This is a genomic window from Mycobacterium sp. (genome assembly GCF_032162105.1).
Classification (GTDB): Bacteria; Actinomycetota; Actinomycetes; order Mycobacteriales; family Mycobacteriaceae; genus Mycobacterium.
The window spans coordinates 21,518-39,172 of sequence record NZ_JAVRPS010000388.1; the positions used below are offsets into that span (position 1 = coordinate 21,518).

A 17,655-nucleotide genomic window follows, 5' to 3' on the forward strand; every position below is an offset into this window, starting at 1 on the left:
ACTTAACAAGGTTCCGCGAGGTGTTGGCGAAAATTGACAAGCGAAACGACTGGACCTGCGGATATGTATTGGTGCATCCTCGAGTTAACACACCAGTGAAGATGCTGAGGCGTTAACAACCAACGTCAACGTCGCCAGCGACTTGGAACCGAAGGAGCCTCATGTCCACAGTTGGCACGCCGAAGAGCCCGGAACAAATCCAGCACGACTGGAACACCAACCCCCGCTGGAAGGGCATCGAGCGCACGTACACCGCCGAGGACGTGGTGGCCCTGCAGGGCCACGTCGTCGAGGAGAGCACGCTGGCCCGTCGCGGAGCCGAGGTGCTCTGGGAGCAGCTGCACGACATGGACTTCGTCAACTCGCTGGGCGCGCTGACCGGCAACCAGGCGGTGCAGCAGGTCCGCGCCGGCCTCAAGGCCATCTACCTGTCCGGCTGGCAGGTCGCCGGTGACGCGAACCTGTCCGGCCACACCTACCCCGACCAGAGCCTTTACCCGGCCAACTCGGTGCCGCAGGTGGTCCGCCGGATCAACAACGCACTGCTGCGCGCCGACCAGATCGCCAAGGTCGAGGGCGACCGGTCCGTCGAGAACTGGCTGGCCCCGATCGTCGCCGACGGTGAAGCCGGCTTCGGTGGTGCGCTGAACGTCTACGAGCTGCAGAAGGCCATGATCGCCGCGGGTGTCGCCGGTTCGCACTGGGAGGACCAGCTGGCCTCGGAGAAGAAGTGCGGCCACCTCGGTGGCAAGGTGCTGATCCCCACGCAGCAGCACATCCGCACGCTGACCTCGGCCCGCCTGGCGTCCGACGTCGCCGACGTCCCGACGATCGTCATCGCCCGCACCGATGCCGAGGCGGCCACGCTGATCACCTCCGACGTCGACGAGCGCGACCGCCCGTTCGTCACCGGCGAGCGGACCTCGGAGGGCTTCTACCGCGTGAAGAACGGCCTCGAGCCGTGCATCGCCCGCGCCAAGTCCTACGCGCCGTACTCCGACCTGATCTGGATGGAGACCGGCACCCCGGACCTGGAGTTGGCCAAGAAGTTCGCCGAGGGCGTCAAGAGCGAGTTCCCGGACCAGATGCTGGCCTACAACTGCTCGCCGTCGTTCAACTGGAAGCAGCACCTGGACGACGCGACCATCGCGAAGTTCCAGAAGGAGCTCGGCGCGATGGGCTTCAAGTTCCAGTTCATCACGCTGGCCGGCTTCCACGCGCTGAACTACTCGATGTTCGATCTGGCCTACGGCTACGCCCGCAACCAGATGTCCGCGTACGTCGAGCTGCAGGAGCGCGAGTTCGCCGCCGAGGAGCGGGGTTACACCGCGACGAAGCACCAGCGTGAGGTCGGCGCAGGCTACTTCGACCGGATCGCCACCACCGTCGACCCGACCAGCTCGACCACCGCGCTCGCGGGTTCGACCGAAGAGGGCCAGTTCCACTAAGCCATTGCCGCCGAGTGCACGGTTGTTGACGCGTCTTCTCGACGTTTACGTACAACAACCGTGCACTCGACGTATGTGGAGTAGAAACATTGAGCGTGAAGAGCATTGAGCGAGTTGGCGTCATCGGCGCCGGGCAGATGGGCGCGGGCATCGCGGAGGTGTCGGCGAGGGCCGGTGTCGCCGTGCTCGTCTACGAGCCCACCGAGGCGCTGACGACCGCGGGACGCGACCGCATCGCCAAGTCGCTCGAGCGGGCCGTCAGCAAGGGCAAGCTGGCCGCGGACGAACGCGACGCGACCCTCGCCAGGCTGTCCTTCACGACCAACCTCTCCGACCTGGCGGACCGCCAGCTCGTCATCGAGGCGATCATCGAGGACGACGCCGTCAAGGCCAAGGTCTTCGCCGAGTTGGACGCGGTGGTCACCGACCCCGACGCAGTGCTGGCGTCGAACACGTCGAGCATCCCGATCATGAGAATCGCTGCGGCGACGAAGAATCCGGGCCGCGTGCTCGGCCTGCACTTCTTCAACCCGGTGCCCGTGCTGCCGCTCGTCGAGCTGATCGGCACGCTGGTCACCACCGACGCGGCGATCGAACGGACCGAAAAGTTCGCGAGCGAAGTGCTGGGCAAGCAGGTGGTCCGCTGCGCCGATCGGTCCGGATTCGTGGTCAACGCGCTCCTGGTGCCCTACCTGCTCTCGGCCATCCGGATGGTCGAGGCCGGGTTCGCCACCGTCGAGGACGTCGACAAGGCCATCGTCGCCGGGCTGTCGCACCCGATGGGGCCGCTGCGGCTCTCCGACCTGGTCGGACTGGACACGCTGAAGCTCATCGCGGACAAGATGTTCGAGGAGTTCAAGGAGCCGCTCTACGGTCCGCCGCCGCTGCTGCTGCGCATGGTCGAGGCGGGCCAGCTGGGCAAGAAGTCGGGTCAGGGCTTCTACCCGTACTAACAGGTGGCACACAGGTGACGCGGTGGCGTCGGCGCGGGGCAAAGTAGGGTTCGTTAGCTAAGCTATCTTGTGGTAAAGTCGCCTCGTCCTGGTCGAGGACCACGTGCGACGGGATGCTTTGTCGCGCGCCGCCATACGACCGTCGTCATCGGACGAGCACAAGGGGTTAATCGTATGTCGAACGTCGAGTTCGAGCTGTCTCCGTTCTACGACGAGTCGCAGTCGATCTACGACATTTCGGACGAGTTCTTCGCCCTGTTCTTGGGACCGACGATGGGCTACACCTGTGGCTACTTCGAGCGCGACGACATGACGCTGGACGAGTCGCAGGTGGCCAAGTTCGATCTCGCGCTGGGCAAGCTCGACCTTCAGCCCGGCATGACGCTGCTCGACATCGGGTGCGGGTGGGGTGGCGCATTGCAACTCGCCGTGGAGAAGTACGACGTCAACGTCATCGGAATCACGCTGAGCCGCAATCAGTTCGAATACAGTTCGGCAAAGCTCGCAGAGCTCTCGTCGGCGCGCTCGGTGGACGTGCGGCTACAGGGCTGGGAGGAGTTCGACGAACCGGTCGACCGAATCGTGTCCATCGGCGCGTTCGAGGCGTTCAAGGAGGAGCGCTATGGCGCGTTCTTCGACAAGGCCCACCGAATCCTTCCCGACGGCGGCCGCATGCTGCTGCACACGATCCTGGCGCACACCCAGAAGTTCTTCCGCGACAACGGCATCAAGCTGACGATCAGCGATCTGAAGTTCATGAAGTTCGTCGGCGAGGAGATCTTCCCCGGCGGCCAGCTCCCGGCCACGGAGGACATCGAGCAGCTTGCGGCTGATTCGGGCTTCACGTTGACCCGCACCCATCTGCTGCGACCGCACTACGCCCGCACCCTCGACATGTGGGCCCGGAATCTGGAGAGCAACAGGGCCGAGGCGATCGCCATCACCTCCGACGAGGTCTACGAGCGCTACATGCGGTATCTGACCGGTTGCGCAGACTTCTTCCGTCGCGGCATCACCAACGTCGGCCAGTTCACCCTGGTCAAGTAGCGGTCAGCTGCCGGCCAGCCGCTTCTTCTCGGCTTCGACGTCGAAATCAGCTGGGGGCCAGGACAAGTCGAGGACTTCCAATGCTTCGATCAGCAATTCGGTGATGGCCAGCCGCGAGTACCACTTGCGGTCACACGGGATGACGTGCCACGGCGCGTACTCCGTCGACGTCTTGTCAAGCACCGCTTGGTAGGCCTCCTGGTACTTCGGCCACAGCAGCCGCTCGTCGATGTCGGCGGGATTGTACTTCCAGTACTTGTCGGGCCGCTCGAGCCGCTCCTCGAGCCGCTTCTTCTGCTCGTCGAGCGAGACGAACATGGCGACCTTGACGATCGTCGTGCCGCCGTCGACCAACTCCTTCTCGAACGCGTTGATCTCGTCGTATCTGGCGCCCCACACGTCCGGCGGCACCAGGTCGTGCACGCGCACGATCAGCACGTCCTCGTAGTGAGACCGGTCGAACACCCCGATGTGGCCCGCGGTGGGCAACGCGTTGCGGATCCGCCACAGGTAGTGGTGTTCGAGCTCCTCCTTCGTCGGCTTGCCGAAGCTGGTGTAGCGGATGCCCTGCGGATTACCGGCCCCGACAACGTGTTTGACGATGCCGCCCTTGCCCGCAGTGTCCATGCCCTGCAGTACCAGCAGAATCGAGCGGGTGTCACCGGACCGGCTGTTGGCGTACAGCATCTCCTGCAGCTCGGCGAAGCGCTCGTTGCGTTCGGCCTGCAGGTCCGGCGCGTCGCTCTTGGATCCGCTGAAACCCGGTGTGGCGTCGGTGTCGATGTCGGACACCAGCTCGCCGGGCTTGAACTCGAGGTGAATGTGCGGCTCGTGCGTCCAGAGGTCCGGGAGGTCAGTCTCACTCATCCGATCAGTCAAGCAGTCCCGGCAGCAGAATCGGCGATGGATGCGGCATCGAGTTGAACTTCTCGAGCGATCCGTTCACCTCGACGATGCCGCGCAGCGCGCTCCACGACAGCATGGTCAGATAGTCGATCAGTTCGTCGGCCGTCATCCGCGGGTGCGACATCCAGGAGTGGGTGGCCAACTGCACGCCACCGACGATCATGAACGCCCACGGCTGAGCGCCGTGGGTGTCCATGCCGGCTTCCTGCATCCGTCGGCGCAGCATGACGCCGAGCATGCGCGCGATGATCTGCTCGGAGTCGGCGACCGCCTTGCTCTTGGTCGCCGAGCTGTTGGCCATCACGAACGGGTAGATCTCGGGCTCGGCGGCCACCGTGGCAACGTACACGCGGATGATTTCGCGGGTCAGGTCGTAGCCGTCGAGGTTGGACGACAACGCCGCCGCCATGTTGGGAATCAGGGTGGTCTGCGCGAAGCGCATCATCACGGCCGTGGTGAGGTCGTTCTTGTCCACGAAATAGCGGTATAGGACGGTCTTCGAAACGCCGATCTCGGCGGCGATCTCGTCCATGCTGACGTTGCTGCCGCGCCGGCGGATCGCTTCGAGTGTGCCGTCGACCAACTCACTGCGACGGTCGACCTTGTGCTGGTGCCAGCGTCGCTTGCGCCCGTCTGTCTTGACCGCCCCCGCTGGGGTCTGTTGTGCCACTGTCGCACCAGTCCATTCCCTAGTTGTTCTCGATAATACGGCTGATCTGTCGGCAGTGACCGACAGGACGGGACCGCCGGTGGCGCAATGACGGATGATTGGGGGGTGGTACACCCAGCGAGCGCCGAACCGCGCCAGAGTTTTGCCGAAACGCTGGCCGGTGCCGACTCCGCCGCGGACGCCGAACGCCGTACCGGTCTGCGCCGGATGAAGGTCGTCGCGCTGAGCTTCCTGCTCGGGGCGACGGTGATCTTCCTGGTGTGCACGTGGGCGCAGTCGAACGGCGCCAGTGGCGGGGCGGCGCCCTGGATTGGATACGTCCGGGCCGCCGCGGAGGCAGGCATGGTGGGCGCGCTGGCCGACTGGTTCGCGGTGACTGCCCTGTTCAAGCACCCGCTGGGCATTCCGATCCCGCACACCGCGATCATCAAGCGCAAGAAAGCCCAGCTCGGAGAGGGTCTTGGCGCGTTCGTCCGGGAGAACTTCATGTCCCCCGAGGTCGTGGAGACCAAGCTGCGCGACGCCGAGGTGGCCGGGCGGATGGGCAAGTGGCTCTCCGACGCATCGCACGCCGAACGGGTCGCCGCAGAGGCGTCGACGGTGCTGCGGGTGCTCGTCGAAATGCTGCGTGACGAGGACGTTCAACAGGTGCTGGACCGGATGATCGTCAAGCGCATCGCCGAACCACAGTGGGGGCCGCCGATCGGCCGGGTGCTGGCCAGCCTGCTGGAGGAGGGGCGCCAGGAAGCGCTCATCCAACTGCTGGCCGATCGCGCGTTCGAGTGGTCCCTGAACTCGGGCGAGGTCATCGAGCGGGTCATCGAACGCGACTCGCCGACCTGGTCACCGCGCTGGGTGGACCATCTGGTCGGCGACCGGATCCATCGCGAGCTGGTGGACTTCACCGACAAGGTGCGCCGCAACCCCGACCACGAACTCCGTCGCTCGGCCACCAAGTTCCTCTTCGAGTTCGCCGACGATCTGCAGCACGACAAGGCGACCATTGACCGCGCCGAGAACGTCAAGGAACAGATCATGGCGCGCGACGAGGTCGCCAAGGCGGCCGAGACCGCGTGGACCGCGGCCAAGCGCATCCTTCTGGAGTCCGTCGATGACCCGTCCTCGGCGCTGCGCTCCCGGATCGCCGACTCAGTGGTGCACATCGGGGAGTCGTTGCGCGACGATGCAGACCTCCGCGACAAGGTCGACAACTGGATCGTGCGGGCCGCCCAGCACTTGGTCGAACAGTATGGGACGGAGATCACAGCGATCATCACCGAGACGATCGATCGCTGGGACGCCGACGAGGCCAGTCGCCGCATCGAATTGCACGTCGGTCGTGACCTGCAATTCATTCGGATCAACGGCACGGTGGTGGGCTCGCTCGCCGGCCTGGCGATCTATTCGATAGCCCAACTACTCTTCTGACCTGCGCTAGCTACTGCTTGCAAAAGTTAGCACCCCGTCGTACGGTTGATTTCGATGCCAACCGGTTACTGATGCAGAGGGGGCCAAGCATGCCGCAGGACGAAAAACTTGCCGCTGTCGTGACCAACGCTGCACAGGACATCGGGAGCTTCATCCGGAGCCAGCGCGAAGCTGCGCAGGTATCCATCCGACAGCTGGCCGAGAAGGCCGGCGTCAGCAATCCCTACCTCAGCCAGATCGAGCGGGGTTTGCGCAAGCCCTCCGCCGACGTGCTCAACCAGATCGCGAAGGCGTTGCGAGTGTCTGCCGAAGTGCTTTACGTGCGGGCCGGGATCTTGGAGCCGAGCGAGCCCAGCGAGGTCCGCGACGCCATCATCACCGATGTCACGATCACCGAGCGGCAGAAGCAAGTGCTGCTCGACATCTACACGTCGTTCTGCCAACAGAACGAAGCCGCAGATGAGGAGCCAGCCACTGACTGACCCCAGATCGACTGCCACCTAGAAATCCCATCAATTGAGTACACATCCGAGAGAGGAATCACCCGAAATGGCCGAGAAGAATCAGCCCACCATCGAAGACCTGAAGGCTCCGCTGCTCGCCGCCGTGGGCGCCGCAGACCTGGCGCTGGCCACCGTGAACGAGATCGTGGTCACCCTGCGCGAGCGCGCCGAAGAGGCCCGCACCGAGGCAGGCACCCGGGTCGAGGAGCGCCGCGCGCGCCTGACCAAGCTGCAGGAAGAGCTGCCGACCCAGTTCGGCGAGCTGCGCGAGAAGCTGAGCAGCGACGAGCTGCGCAAGGCTGCCGAGGGTTATGCCGACGCCGCCACCGTGCAGTACAACAAGCTCGTCGAGCGTGGCGAGGAGGCGCTGGCGCGCCTGCGTAGCCAGCCGGTGATCGAAGAGGCCGCGAGCCGCGTCGAGAGCGTGACCGACCAGGCCGTCGAGCTGACGCAGGATGCGCTGGGCACCGTTGCCAGCCAGACCCGCGCGGTCGGCGAGCGTGCGGCCAAGCTGGTCGGCGTCGAGCTGCCGAAGAAGGCCGAGAAGGCCGCTGCGCCGGTCAAGAAGGCCGTCAAGAAGGCTCCCGCCAAGAAGGCCCCGGCTGCCAAGAAGGCGCCCGCCAAGGCTGCGGCCAAGAAGGTCACCCAGAAGTAGTTCATTAGACCGAGGGGACGTAACCCGCTTAGGCTTGAGGGCGTGCAGCCTCAAAGCCTGGTGGGTTACGTCCTCCTCGTCATTCAGGTGGGTGCGTTGGTGTTGGGCGTCTACTCCTTCGTGCATGCCGCGATCCAGCGTCCCGACGCCTATACCGCCGCCGGCAAGATGACCAAGCCGATCTGGCTGGCCATCATCGGCGGCACCGTGGTGCTCGCGCTGGTCTTGGGGGCGCCCGTGGGCTCCGCCATCGCGATCTGCGCCGCAGGCATCTACCTCGTCGACGTGCGGCCCAAGATCCTGGAAATCCAAGGGAAGTCCCGCTGAGTCGATGCGCCTACTGATTGCCGCGGTGGCGGCGGTCGCTGCCCTCGGCCTGAGCGCGGGCACGGCCACCGCCAACCCGATTCCCGGCCCGCCCTACGTCGATCACTCCGAGTGGGTGCACTGGGGTGACCTGTCCAGCCTGCGCGTGTACCCGACCGCGGCGGGACGCGAGGCCGCGGGCCAGGTGCACAACGCCGCCGAGGGCGCCGAGGCGTGGACCGAAGTGCTGGCCCAGTCACCCGATGCCGACATCCCCGGCATGCGCGAGCAGTTCATGTGTCACTGGACGTATGCCGAGTTCGCGCAGCCGGGCAAGAGCAGCTGGAATCTCGAGCCGTGGCGACCGGTGGTCGACGAAGACACGATGGTGGGCACGGGGTGCAACCCCGGCGGCACCGAAGAGCCGTTCTAGACGGTGGCCTACTCGAGAGCCGACGTGGCGGCGCTGGTCGACCACACCCTGCTCAAACCCGAGGCCACCGAGGCCGACGTGACCGCACTTGTCGCCGAGGCCGTCGACCTCGGGGTGTACGCGGTGTGCGTCTCGCCAACGATGATCGCGACCGCGAAGTCCGTCGCGTCGCCTGATCTCCACATCGCCTCGGTCGTCGGATTCCCTTCGGGGAAGCACCTGTCGGCGGTCAAGGCCGGCGAGGCCGCGCACGCGGTCGAGGCAGGCGCAGACGAGATCGACATGGTCATCGATGTCGGCACCGCCCTGTCGGGCCGCACGGACCTGGTGCGGGCCGACGTCCTGGCGGTGCGCCAGGCGGTCGCCGCCGTCGTCCTCAAGGTCATCGTCGAATCGGCAGCACTGCTGAGTCTCGGCGGCGAGCAGGCATTGATCGACGCGTGCAAGGCGGCCGAGGACGCGGGCGCGGACTTCGTGAAGACCTCCACCGGTTTCCACCCCTCGGGAGGCGCCTCGGTGCGGGCGGTCGAGCTGATGGCGGCCACGGTCGGGGACCGGCTGGGCGTCAAGGCCAGCGGCGGCATCCGCACCGCGGCCGACGCGACGGCCATGCTCGACGCGGGCGCGACCCGGCTGGGGCTATCGGGGACGCGTGCCGTGCTCGACGGGCTGGAACCCCGCGCTTAGATCCCCGCGAAGCAGGGGTCCTGCTGACCGGCAGGCATGGTCGCGTTCTGCGTGGAGAACTTGGCGGTCACCCCGGAGTCGGCGACCGAGACGCTGTCGGCGTGGATGCCGAGCGGGAGGTTCTTCGTCAGCTGCGAACTGAACGCGTCCAGAGCGGGTTGCACCGCCTCACGCGGCAGGGTGAAGCCCAGGCCCGTCAGCTCCTGCACCTCCAGCGCAATGCCGCCGTCGACGACCTGCGGCTTGGTGATTATGTCGCCAAGCGCGGCGTTGAGTTCGATCGTGCCGTCGGACGGGTTGGCGTTCACGCTGGTGACGAAGCTGCCGACCAGGGGGATCGAGTTCTGGATGGTCTCCTTGATGCCCTCGGTCGTCCAGTTGATCGTCGCGTTGAGGGCGCCGATAGTGCCCTTCGTGTTGCCCTTGTCCTCGAGCCTGATGTCGTCGATGGTGATGTCGGCCTTCATCCCCTTGGCGTCGCGGATCTGGTTGCCCGCGGTGCTGATCGAGATGTTGCCGTAGTGACCGGTCATGTGCTGCAACAGGAATGGGCTGGCACCGAACGACACCTTGGCACTGTCCTGCACCACGCACGAGACGGCCTTGGCCACCACGTCGTCGGCGCGGCTACGGGCGTACAGCTCTGCGCCGACCACGCCGGCGACCATCAGTGCCAACACGATCACCACCACCAGCACGATGGACAGCGGATCGCGGAACAGCCGCTTGACGAACGAGCCCTGCTTCGGGGGCGGGGCGCCGCCGTCATCCGAGGATGGCGTCGGCGGGAAGTTCTGCGGCGGCGGGTAGCTCTGCGGAGCCGGCTGGCCCTGCTGAGGGATTTGCTGCGTCGGCGGCTCGGGGGCCGGGGGCTGCTGGCCAGGCGGAACCTGGTTGGCCGGACGGGCCCAGGGATCGGTCACCTCAGCGATTGTGCCCTACCGACGAAGTGAACTCCGTGCGGTTGCGCAGCACCGCGATGGTCTCGCGTGCCTTCTCGACGTTGGTCAGGTCGACGTCGGACACCAGCAACTGCCGGTCGGGCCCCGCCGCGACCACCACCTCGCCGAGCGGAGAGGCCACCAGGCTGCCGCCGACGCCGGTCGGCCCGACGGCCGCGATCTCGTCACCCGGGTAGGCCTGATCGACGGCCGCGACGAAGCTGGCGGTGTCCAACGCGCGGGCGCGCGCGAGCAGCGTCCACTGCTCGAGCTTGCCTGGCCCCGACCCCCACGACGCGTGCACCGTGATCACCTGTGCCCCGCGCCGGGCGAGTTCGACGTACAGTTCCGGAAAGCGGACGTCGTAGCAGGTGGTCAAACCGACGCCGACGCCGTCGACCGTGATCATCACCGGTTCGTAACCCGGTGCGACCGTGCGTGATTCGCTGAAGCCAAACGCGTCGTACAGGTGGATCTTGTGGTAATGCGCGGCCACCCCGGCGCCGGCCGCGACGAGCGTGTTGGTGACGCGCCCGTCGTCACTGGGGCAGAACATGCCTGCGGCCACCGTGACGCCGTTGCGATCGGCAATGGCGCGCACACCGTCGGCCCACCGGCCGTCGAGCGGCTCGGCGACCGGCGCCAACGGCACGCCGAACCGGCACATGGTCGCCTCGGGGAACAGCACCAGTCGCGCGCCGGCGTCCGCGGCCCGTCGGGTGTAGTCCTCGACGGTCTCGAGGTTGGCCGACGGGTCCGCGCCGGACTGGATCTGCGCCAGGGCAATCCGCATCCCGCTAGCCTACTGACGCCGGGCCAGCTCGACTCTGCGTTGGCGGTGCGACGCACTCGCACAAGTGCGACCAGGCCGCAGAGTCAACGCCGTACGGGGCTAGCGGGGCGCGACGGTGTCCCACGGCACCGTGAGCACACCGTCCCGCAGGCGTCGCCGCGGCGGTTCGACGAGGAATCCCTCACCGGCCAGCATGTCCAGCATCGCGCGCCAGCGCACCCGTGGCCCGAATACGCCGTGGCCTGCCGCGCTGGCCCACGCCCGATCGGCCGCGGCCAGCAGGGCGTGCACCGGCTGGCCCGGCACGTTGTGGTGGATCAGCACCTTCGGCAGCCGCTCGGCCAGATCCGACGGCTTCTCGATCGCGAATGGATCGCAGGCCAGGGTGAGACTCACCGGGCCGCGGGCGTCCAGGAGCACCCAGCAGCAGCGCCGGCCGAGCTCGTCGCAGGTGCCGTCGACGATCAGTCCGCCTGGCGCGAGGCGGGTCGTCATCTCACTCCACGCGCCGGGCACCGCGTCGACGTCGTACTGGCGCAACACGTTGAAGGCCCGCACCAGCACCGGCTGCAGACCGGCCAATTCGAAACCGCCCAAGGAGAATTCGACTGGCCCCCCTCGGATGGCCCCCGTCGCAACGCGGGCGGCGTGCACTCGCTCGGGGTGGATCTCGAGCCCTACCACCCGCACGTCGGGCCGTACCGCGCGCAACCGCGCCGCCAGCTCGAGGGTCGTCACCGGCAGTGCGCCGTAGCCGAGGTCGATCACCAGCGGATCGGCTGCGGTGAGCAGCGTCGCGCGCACGCGGGGATCGTGGACCAGCCAGCGATCGCTTCGCCGCAACCGGTTGTAACCGGTCGTGCCCCGCGTCAGCTGGCCGACGGGCTGCCGGATCACGCCCACAGGCAGGGAGTTTACGGCCCCGTCAGACGTTTTCCCTGATCCACGCCGACGTGAAGCGCTGTTCGGCGATCAGCAGATCCACCAACTGACTGCCGATGAAGCTCTCCACCTTGCCGCCGACGAGCGGGATGCGGACCTCGACGGTGACCTTGAACTCCAGTCGCGAGGCGCTGCCCGCGGGCGTCAGCACCGCGGTACCGGTCAGCGTCGCGGGTGCGCCGGGGATGGATCCCGTCACCACGGCCGTGGCCTGCCCGTCGGTGACCGGGCTCCACGTCTCCTCGCGCACGAAGCTGACATCGCCGTGGTGGAACTGGGCGACCACGCCGGGCAGGCGGTCGGCCCGCAAGGTCTGGGTGGTGATCACGTCGACGCCGCCGTGGCCATCGCCGGTCATCGAGTCCAACGTGGTCTTGTCCGCTCCCGAGCCAGCCAGGCGTTCCAGCCAGTACCGCTCATCGCGGAACGCCTGATGGACCTGCTCGACGGTGCCCTCGTACTCGGCTGCCATGTCGAAGGAACGCGGCATAGCCGATGAGGCTACCGTTACCGCCCGTGGTCAGTTCGCAGTTCGCGGGCGCGTCGGTCCGATACGACGTGCCGCTCGCCCCGCTCACCACGTTGCGGATCGGACCCGTCGCGCGCCGCCTGATCACCTGCGACACCACCGAGAAGGTGGTCGACGTGCTGCGCGAACTGCCCGCGGGAGTGCCGGCCGAGAAGACGCTGCTGCTGGCCGGTGGCTCCAATGTCGTGATCGCCGACGACCTCACCGACCTGACCGCCGTCCAGGTGGCGAACACCGAGATCACCGTCGACGGCGCGGTTTTGCGCACGGAGGCGGGTGCGCTGTGGGACGACGTCGTCGTCACCTCGCTGGCGTACGGCCTCGGCGGGCTGGAGTGCCTGTCCGGCATTCCCGGATCGGCCGGTGCGACACCGGTACAGAACGTCGGTGCCTACGGTGCGGAGGTCGCCGACACCATCAGCCGGGTGCGCCTGCTCGACCGCCGCACCGGTGCGGACCGCTGGGTCGCGCCGAGCGCACTGGGTTTCGGGTACCGCCACAGCGTGTTGAGGAACTCCAAGGACTCCGTCGTCCTCGAGGTCGAGTTCACCTTGGACGCCGACGGCCATAGCGCGCCGCTGCGCTACGGGGAGTTGACGACGGCACTGGGCGCCGAACCCGGCTCGCGCGTCGACCCGGCTCGGGTCCGGGAGGCGGTCCTGACGCTACGAGGGCGCAAGGGCATGGTGCTCGACGATGCCGACCGCGACACGTGGAGCGTCGGCTCCTTCTTCACCAACCCCGTCGTGACGCCCGCCGAGTTCGAGCGGCTGCGGTCCGAGGTCGACGGCCAGGTGCCCAACTACCCCGCACCCGACGGCGTGAAGTTGGCTGCGGGCTGGCTGGTCGAGCACGCCGGGTTCGCCAAGGGCTACCCGGGTGAGGCGGCGGCAGCGCGGCTGTCGACCAAGCACGCGCTGGCTGTGACCAATCGGGGCGCCGCCACATCGGCCGACGTGATCGCGCTGGCCAGGACGGTCCGGGACGGCGTGCGGAGCAGGTTCGGGATCGATCTCACACCCGAGCCGATTCTGATTGGGTGCCGACTCTAGGGCGATCTGGCTGAGGATGAGGAACCCTTCGTGGGTGTGGTCCGGCTACCTGGCGATCGGTGCTGATCGCGTGCCCAGAAACATTTGTGCTGGTCAGGGTGTTGTCGGTGGGCTGTGCGATGCTCGCCAGTAATGTCTCGGCACACCACATTCCGGTTCTGTCTCGACCCCACCGTCGAGCAGCACGAGGTGCTGGCCCGGCATGCAGGAGCGGCTCGGTTCGCGTTCAACCAGTGCCTGCGGATCGTGAAGACCGCGCTCACGCAACGCAAGATCGATCCCTCCATCGAGGTGCCGTGGACCGGGTTCGATCTGATCAACACGTTCAACGCCTGGAAGAAGACCGACGACGCTGGCCGGGTCTTCACCGTCGACACCGACGGCACCGTCGACGCGGTGGTGACGGGTCTGGTCTGGCGGGCCGAGGTGTGTCAGCAGGTCTTCGAGGAGGCCGCCGTCGACCTCGGCACAGGGCTGAAGGCCTGGTCGGACTCCCGCGGCGGCAAGCGCAAGGGCACACGCATCGGTTTCCCCCGGTTCAAGAAGAAAACCGGTGCACTGCCGTCGTTTCGGCTGCGCAACAAACACCCCAAGGACAAGCCACCAGCGATCCGGGTCGGTGAGAAGAACCGGCCACGCTCGATCACCCTGCCCGGCATCGGGCAGATCGGCGTACATGACGACACCCGCCGGCTGCGCCGCATGCTCACCAAGAACCGCGCGAAGATCCTGTTCGCCACCATCACCCACCATGCGGGCCGCTGGTCGGTATCGCTGAACGTCGAAGCCGCCGACCTACACCAAGCCCATCAGCACCCGGCCCGCCATCCCGGCGATGACGGGGGCTGGGTCGGCATCGACCGGGGTTTGTCCGCGTTCCTCGTCGCGGCCACCAGCGACGGCCAGGAGGTCGCCCGTGTCGATGACCCGCCCAAAGCGTTGGCCACCGGAATGTCTAAGCAAAAACGGTTGGCGAAGTCGTTGTCGCGCAAGAAGAAAGGATCACACAACCGTCGTGACGTTGCCGCCAAACTGGTCCGTCACCACCATCACGTCACCAATGTGCGGCGGCATTTCCTGCATCAGGTCTCCAATGCGCTGGTCAAGACCCACGACCAGCTCGTCATCGAAGATCTGAACATCTCGGGGATGCTGTCCAACCATCGCCTCGCCAGGGCGATCTCGGATGCTGGGTGGGCAGAATTCGCCCGGCTGCTGCACTACAAACAGGCCTGGCGGGATGGCCAAGTGGTCATCGCTGATCGCTGGTACCCATCCAGCAAGCGGTGCGGCCAATGCGGCACCATCCGCACCGACCTCACGCTGGCTGACCGTGTGTTCACCTGCGCCTGTGGACATTGCATGGATCGCGACCGCAACGCTGCGATGAATCTGGCCCGCTGGGGCCAAACCCATCACCACGAAACCTCACCAGATCCCCGGACCCCCAAGCAACGGGGCCGGGCCACCAACGCCCGCCGACAGGACGGCGCTGACCAGCACCCCACGTGTGCCGGTGAAACCAGCCCGAAAGACGCGGGAACCGACGTTCACACCGCGCCAGCGGCCTGAACCGACGACGCCCGAGAAGGGTGGTGTCCAACACTCACCCGAGTTTGTTCGACACGCTGTAGGTACCCTCTATCCACGTGGGGATCAACCGGCGGCAGGCATTGACCGCGATAGCGGTGGGCGCCTCTGGCGTGCTCGCTGCGTGTGCCGGTAACCCGATCAAGGGGCAGCCCGAGGCGCAGGCACCTCCGTCCGCGCCGCGGATCACCTACAAACCCGACATTGCAGCCACCGACGTGGTGCCGACCTCGCAGATCGGCATCGACGTCGACAACGGATGGTTCCAGCGCGTCACGCTGTCGAACCCCGAGGGCAAGTTCGTCGCCGGTGTGATCAACCGCGACCGGACGTCGTTCATCACCACCGAACCGCTCGGCTACGGCGTGGTCTATTCGTGGGGCGGCGCCGTCGTCGGGCGGGACGGCAAGGCGGTCCCGCTCGCGGGCAACTTCACCACCGTCACCCCGCAGACCCAGGTGAATGGGCAGTTCCAGCTCGCCGACGGACAGGTGGTCGGCGTCGCGGTGCCGATCATCATGCAGTTCGACGCCTCGATCAGCGACAAGGCCTCGGTCGAGAAGGCACTGAAGGTGACCACCACGCCACCGGTCGTGGGCAGCTGGGCCTGGCTGCCCGACGAGGTCGGCGGATCGCGCGTGCATTGGCGGACCCGTGACTACTACCCGGCAGGCACCAAGGTCAACGTCGCCGCCAAGCTGTATGGCGTCCCGTTCGGCGACGGTGCGTTCGGGGCGCAGGACCTGACGCTGGACTTCGAGATCGGCAGGCGCCAGGTGGTCAAGGCCGACGCGTCGTCGCACCAGATCGAGGTGATCACCGACGAAGGCGTGATCATGACCTTGCCGTGCAGTTACGGCGAGGCCGACCAGCCGCGCAACGTCACGCGCAGCGGCGTCCACGTCGTCAGCGAGAAGTACGAGGACTTCTACATGTCCAACCCGGCCGCCGGGTACAGCAACGTGCACGAGCGGTTCGCGGTCCGGATCTCCAACAACGGCGAGTTCATCCACGCCAACCCGTCCAGCGCCGGAGCCCAGGGCAACACCAACGTCACCAACGGCTGCATCAACCTGTCGACGTCCGACGCGCAGCAGTACTTCAACACCGCGATCTACGGCGACCCCGTCGAGGTGACGGGCACCTCGATCGAGCTCTCCTACTCCGACGGCGACATCTGGGACTGGGCCGTGAGCTGGGACGAGTGGAGCGCAATGTCAGCGCTGTCGGCACAACAATCACCGGTGAACCTCCCCAGCACGGCCCCGGCCACCCCCACCGACGCGCCCACGCTCTCGGGCACGCCGACCACCACGGCCCCGAGCGCCGTTACCCCTGCTCCGACGGCTCCGGGCGGGTGAACTTCCTGGTCGCGCTGGCCTGATCCCGCGGCCGGATCACGATCTGGTCCAGGTTGACGTGCGACGGCCGCGACGCCACGAAGCCGATCACGTCGGCGATGTCGGCGGCCACCAACGGCGTCAGCCCTTGATACAGCGAAGCGGCCCGGTCCCGGTCGCCGCCGAACCGGACTACGGAGAACTCCGTCTCCACCATTCCCGGTGCAATCTCGGTGAGCCGCACCGGCTTTCCGAGTAACTCGCCACGCAGGGTGCGGTGCAGCGCGCTCTGCGCGTGCTTGGCCGAGGTGTATCCGGCGCCGCCGTCGTAGATCTCGAACGCGGCGATCGAGGTGATCGTGACGATCAGCCCGTCACCGGAATCGACCAGCTTCGGCAGCAGCGCCCGGGTCACCCGCAGCGTGCCCAGCACGTTGGTCTCCCACATCCACCGCCAGTGCTCGAGGTCGGCGTCGGCGACCGGTTCGGTGCCCTTGGCCCCGCCTGCGTTGTTGACCAGCACGTCGACGCGGTCGAGGCCGGCGGCCAGGGCGTCGACGGCGTCGGGGTTAGTGACGTCCGCCACAGTCGCGGTGCCGCCGATCTCGTCGGCCAGGGCACTGATGCGGTCTTCCCGACGGGCCACGCAGACCACGTGAAAACCAAGTCCGGCAAGGGTTTTCGCGGTCGCTTCGCCGATGCCGGAGCTGGCACCGGTGACCACCGCGACCCGCTGAGGGGATTCGACTGTCGTCATTCCACCAACTTTAGTTGGCGTGCTAAATTCTTCGTGTGTCCGCCAGTCAGGCTTCCCGCAGCGCCGTTCGGCGCGCGTGTTGTTGTTGTCGCGCTTCTCGCCGCGCCTGACTGAACCGCAGACGTTCTTCGTCCTGATGAGTCGCAGGTGTGGCCCGGACCCCACCAGCCGACATCTCCCAAAGGACATCCCGTGCGCGCAACGACCGCCACCGCAACCATTTTGACCGCAAGCCCCACCACCGCCGTTCGTCAGACGCCGACCGCGCACGCCAAGCGCGCGCTCCTGGCCCGACATCACATCGTGGCCCCCTCGCTGCGCGTCGCCGAGGCCGCCGCCGCATCGGTGTTCGGCGCGGCCCGGCTGCGCGGGCCGATCGCCCGCGACGTCATCGCCCAGGTCACCGGCCTGAGCATCGCGACAGTCAACCGCCAGGTCACCGCCCTGCTCGACGCCGGGGTGCTGCGCGAACGCGCAGACCTCGCCGTCTCCGGCGCGATCGGACGGCCCCGGGTGCCGGTCGAGGTGAACCACGAACCCTTCCTGACCCTGGGCATCCACCTCGGTGCCCGCACCACCAGCATCGTGGCCACCGACCTGTTCGGCCGCACACTCGACGTGGTCGAGACCCCGACCCCGCGGGGCACGCAGAACGCTGCCCTGGCGTCGCTGGCC

General features: G+C 67.0%; 19 protein-coding genes and 1 pseudogene. 13 read left to right on the top strand and 7 right to left on the bottom strand.

Annotation, left to right across the window (positions count from 1 at the left end; all coding sequences use genetic code 11):
• Positions 1–161 precede the first annotated feature (161 nt).
• The 3 genes from aceA (at position 162) to QOC69_RS19710 (ending at position 3,448) form a co-directional block, all read left to right on the top strand.
• Positions 162–1,448: an isocitrate lyase gene (gene aceA / locus QOC69_RS19700; RefSeq protein ID WP_526442648.1), complete on the top strand. Its 1,287-nt coding sequence runs from the start codon at positions 162–164 to the stop codon at positions 1,446–1,448.
• A gap of 95 nt (positions 1,449–1,543) precedes the next feature.
• Positions 1,544–2,401 (top strand): 3-hydroxyacyl-CoA dehydrogenase family protein, encoded by an 858-nt coding sequence (locus QOC69_RS19705; RefSeq protein ID WP_526442651.1) that lies wholly within the window; start codon positions 1,544–1,546, stop codon positions 2,399–2,401.
• Positions 2,402–2,575: 174 nt separating this feature from the next.
• Positions 2,576–3,448 carry a cyclopropane mycolic acid synthase family methyltransferase gene (locus QOC69_RS19710; protein WP_526442653.1) on the top strand — a complete coding sequence of 291 codons (873 nt, stop codon included), beginning with the start codon at positions 2,576–2,578 and terminating at the stop codon, positions 3,446–3,448.
• A 3-nt stretch (positions 3,449–3,451) separates the two neighbouring features.
• Here QOC69_RS19710 and QOC69_RS19715 read toward each other — a convergent pair whose 3' ends face one another.
• Positions 3,452–4,315: a polyphosphate kinase 2 family protein gene (locus QOC69_RS19715; RefSeq protein ID WP_526442655.1), complete on the bottom strand. Its 864-nt coding sequence runs from the start codon at positions 4,313–4,315 to the stop codon at positions 3,452–3,454.
• Positions 4,316–4,319: 4 nt separating this feature from the next.
• A complete protein-coding gene (locus QOC69_RS19720) occupies positions 4,320–5,024 on the bottom strand; it encodes a TetR/AcrR family transcriptional regulator (RefSeq protein ID WP_526442658.1) in 705 nt (234 codons plus the stop codon).
• Positions 5,025–5,111: 87 nt separating this feature from the next.
• On the opposite strand from QOC69_RS19720, the gene QOC69_RS19725 reads away from it, so the two are divergent.
• The 6 genes from QOC69_RS19725 to deoC all read left to right on the top strand — a co-directional run bounded on the left by QOC69_RS19725 (position 5,112) and on the right by deoC (position 9,036).
• Positions 5,112–6,452 (top strand): DUF445 domain-containing protein, encoded by a 1,341-nt coding sequence (locus QOC69_RS19725; protein ID WP_526442660.1) that lies wholly within the window; start codon positions 5,112–5,114, stop codon positions 6,450–6,452.
• 89 nt (positions 6,453–6,541) lie between these two features.
• Positions 6,542–6,934 (top strand): helix-turn-helix domain-containing protein, encoded by a 393-nt coding sequence (locus tag QOC69_RS19730; protein ID WP_526442662.1) that lies wholly within the window; start codon positions 6,542–6,544, stop codon positions 6,932–6,934.
• 67 nt (positions 6,935–7,001) lie between these two features.
• Positions 7,002–7,610, top strand: a complete 609-nt coding sequence (locus QOC69_RS19735) for a heparin-binding hemagglutinin (RefSeq protein ID WP_526442664.1) — start codon at positions 7,002–7,004, stop codon at positions 7,608–7,610.
• A gap of 42 nt (positions 7,611–7,652) precedes the next feature.
• Entirely contained in the window at positions 7,653–7,937 is a 285-nt protein-coding gene (locus QOC69_RS19740) for a DUF2516 family protein (protein ID WP_526442666.1), read from the top strand.
• A 4-nt stretch (positions 7,938–7,941) separates the two neighbouring features.
• Complete coding sequence (locus QOC69_RS19745; protein ID WP_526442668.1) at positions 7,942–8,349, top strand: DUF2599 domain-containing protein; 408 nt, start codon at positions 7,942–7,944, stop codon at positions 8,347–8,349.
• Between the two features lie 3 nt (positions 8,350–8,352).
• Positions 8,353–9,036 (top strand): deoxyribose-phosphate aldolase, encoded by a 684-nt coding sequence (gene deoC / locus QOC69_RS19750; protein WP_526442670.1) that lies wholly within the window; start codon positions 8,353–8,355, stop codon positions 9,034–9,036.
• Here the strand turns inward: deoC and QOC69_RS19755 are convergent.
• The 4 genes from QOC69_RS19755 to QOC69_RS19770 form a co-directional block, all read right to left on the bottom strand.
• Entirely contained in the window at positions 9,033–9,959 is a 927-nt protein-coding gene (locus QOC69_RS19755) for an LmeA family phospholipid-binding protein (RefSeq protein WP_526442672.1), read from the bottom strand. The genes deoC and QOC69_RS19755 overlap by 4 nt on opposite strands.
• A gap of 1 nt (position 9,960) precedes the next feature.
• Complete coding sequence (locus QOC69_RS19760; protein ID WP_526442674.1) at positions 9,961–10,770, bottom strand: carbon-nitrogen hydrolase family protein; 810 nt, start codon at positions 10,768–10,770, stop codon at positions 9,961–9,963.
• Positions 10,771–10,869: 99 nt separating this feature from the next.
• Positions 10,870–11,664 carry a class I SAM-dependent methyltransferase gene (locus tag QOC69_RS19765; protein WP_526442686.1) on the bottom strand — a complete coding sequence of 265 codons (795 nt, stop codon included), beginning with the start codon at positions 11,662–11,664 and terminating at the stop codon, positions 10,870–10,872.
• A gap of 31 nt (positions 11,665–11,695) precedes the next feature.
• Entirely contained in the window at positions 11,696–12,202 is a 507-nt protein-coding gene (locus QOC69_RS19770; protein ID WP_526442676.1) for a DUF2505 family protein, read from the bottom strand.
• 26 nt (positions 12,203–12,228) lie between these two features.
• On the opposite strand from QOC69_RS19770, the gene QOC69_RS19775 reads away from it, so the two are divergent.
• The 3 genes from QOC69_RS19775 (at position 12,229) to QOC69_RS19785 (ending at position 16,244) form a co-directional block, all read left to right on the top strand.
• Entirely contained in the window at positions 12,229–13,293 is a 1,065-nt protein-coding gene (locus tag QOC69_RS19775) for a UDP-N-acetylmuramate dehydrogenase (RefSeq protein WP_526442678.1), read from the top strand.
• Positions 13,294–13,425: 132 nt separating this feature from the next.
• Positions 13,426–14,865, top strand: a complete 1,440-nt coding sequence (locus QOC69_RS19780; RefSeq protein WP_526442680.1) for an RNA-guided endonuclease TnpB family protein — start codon at positions 13,426–13,428, stop codon at positions 14,863–14,865.
• A gap of 83 nt (positions 14,866–14,948) precedes the next feature.
• On the top strand, positions 14,949–16,244 hold the full coding sequence (locus tag QOC69_RS19785) for an Ig-like domain-containing protein (RefSeq protein ID WP_526442688.1): 1,296 nt from the start codon (positions 14,949–14,951) through the stop codon (positions 16,242–16,244).
• On the opposite strand, the gene QOC69_RS19790 is transcribed toward QOC69_RS19785, so the two are convergent.
• Positions 16,213–16,980, bottom strand: a complete 768-nt coding sequence (locus tag QOC69_RS19790) for an SDR family NAD(P)-dependent oxidoreductase (protein ID WP_526442682.1) — start codon at positions 16,978–16,980, stop codon at positions 16,213–16,215. The two genes, QOC69_RS19785 and QOC69_RS19790, sit on opposite strands and share 32 nt — an antisense overlap.
• Positions 16,981–17,265: 285 nt before the next feature.
• Here QOC69_RS19790 and QOC69_RS19795 point away from each other — a divergent pair.
• Positions 17,266–17,655 (top strand): annotated as a pseudogene (locus tag QOC69_RS19795) (hypothetical protein); the annotation flags it as partial.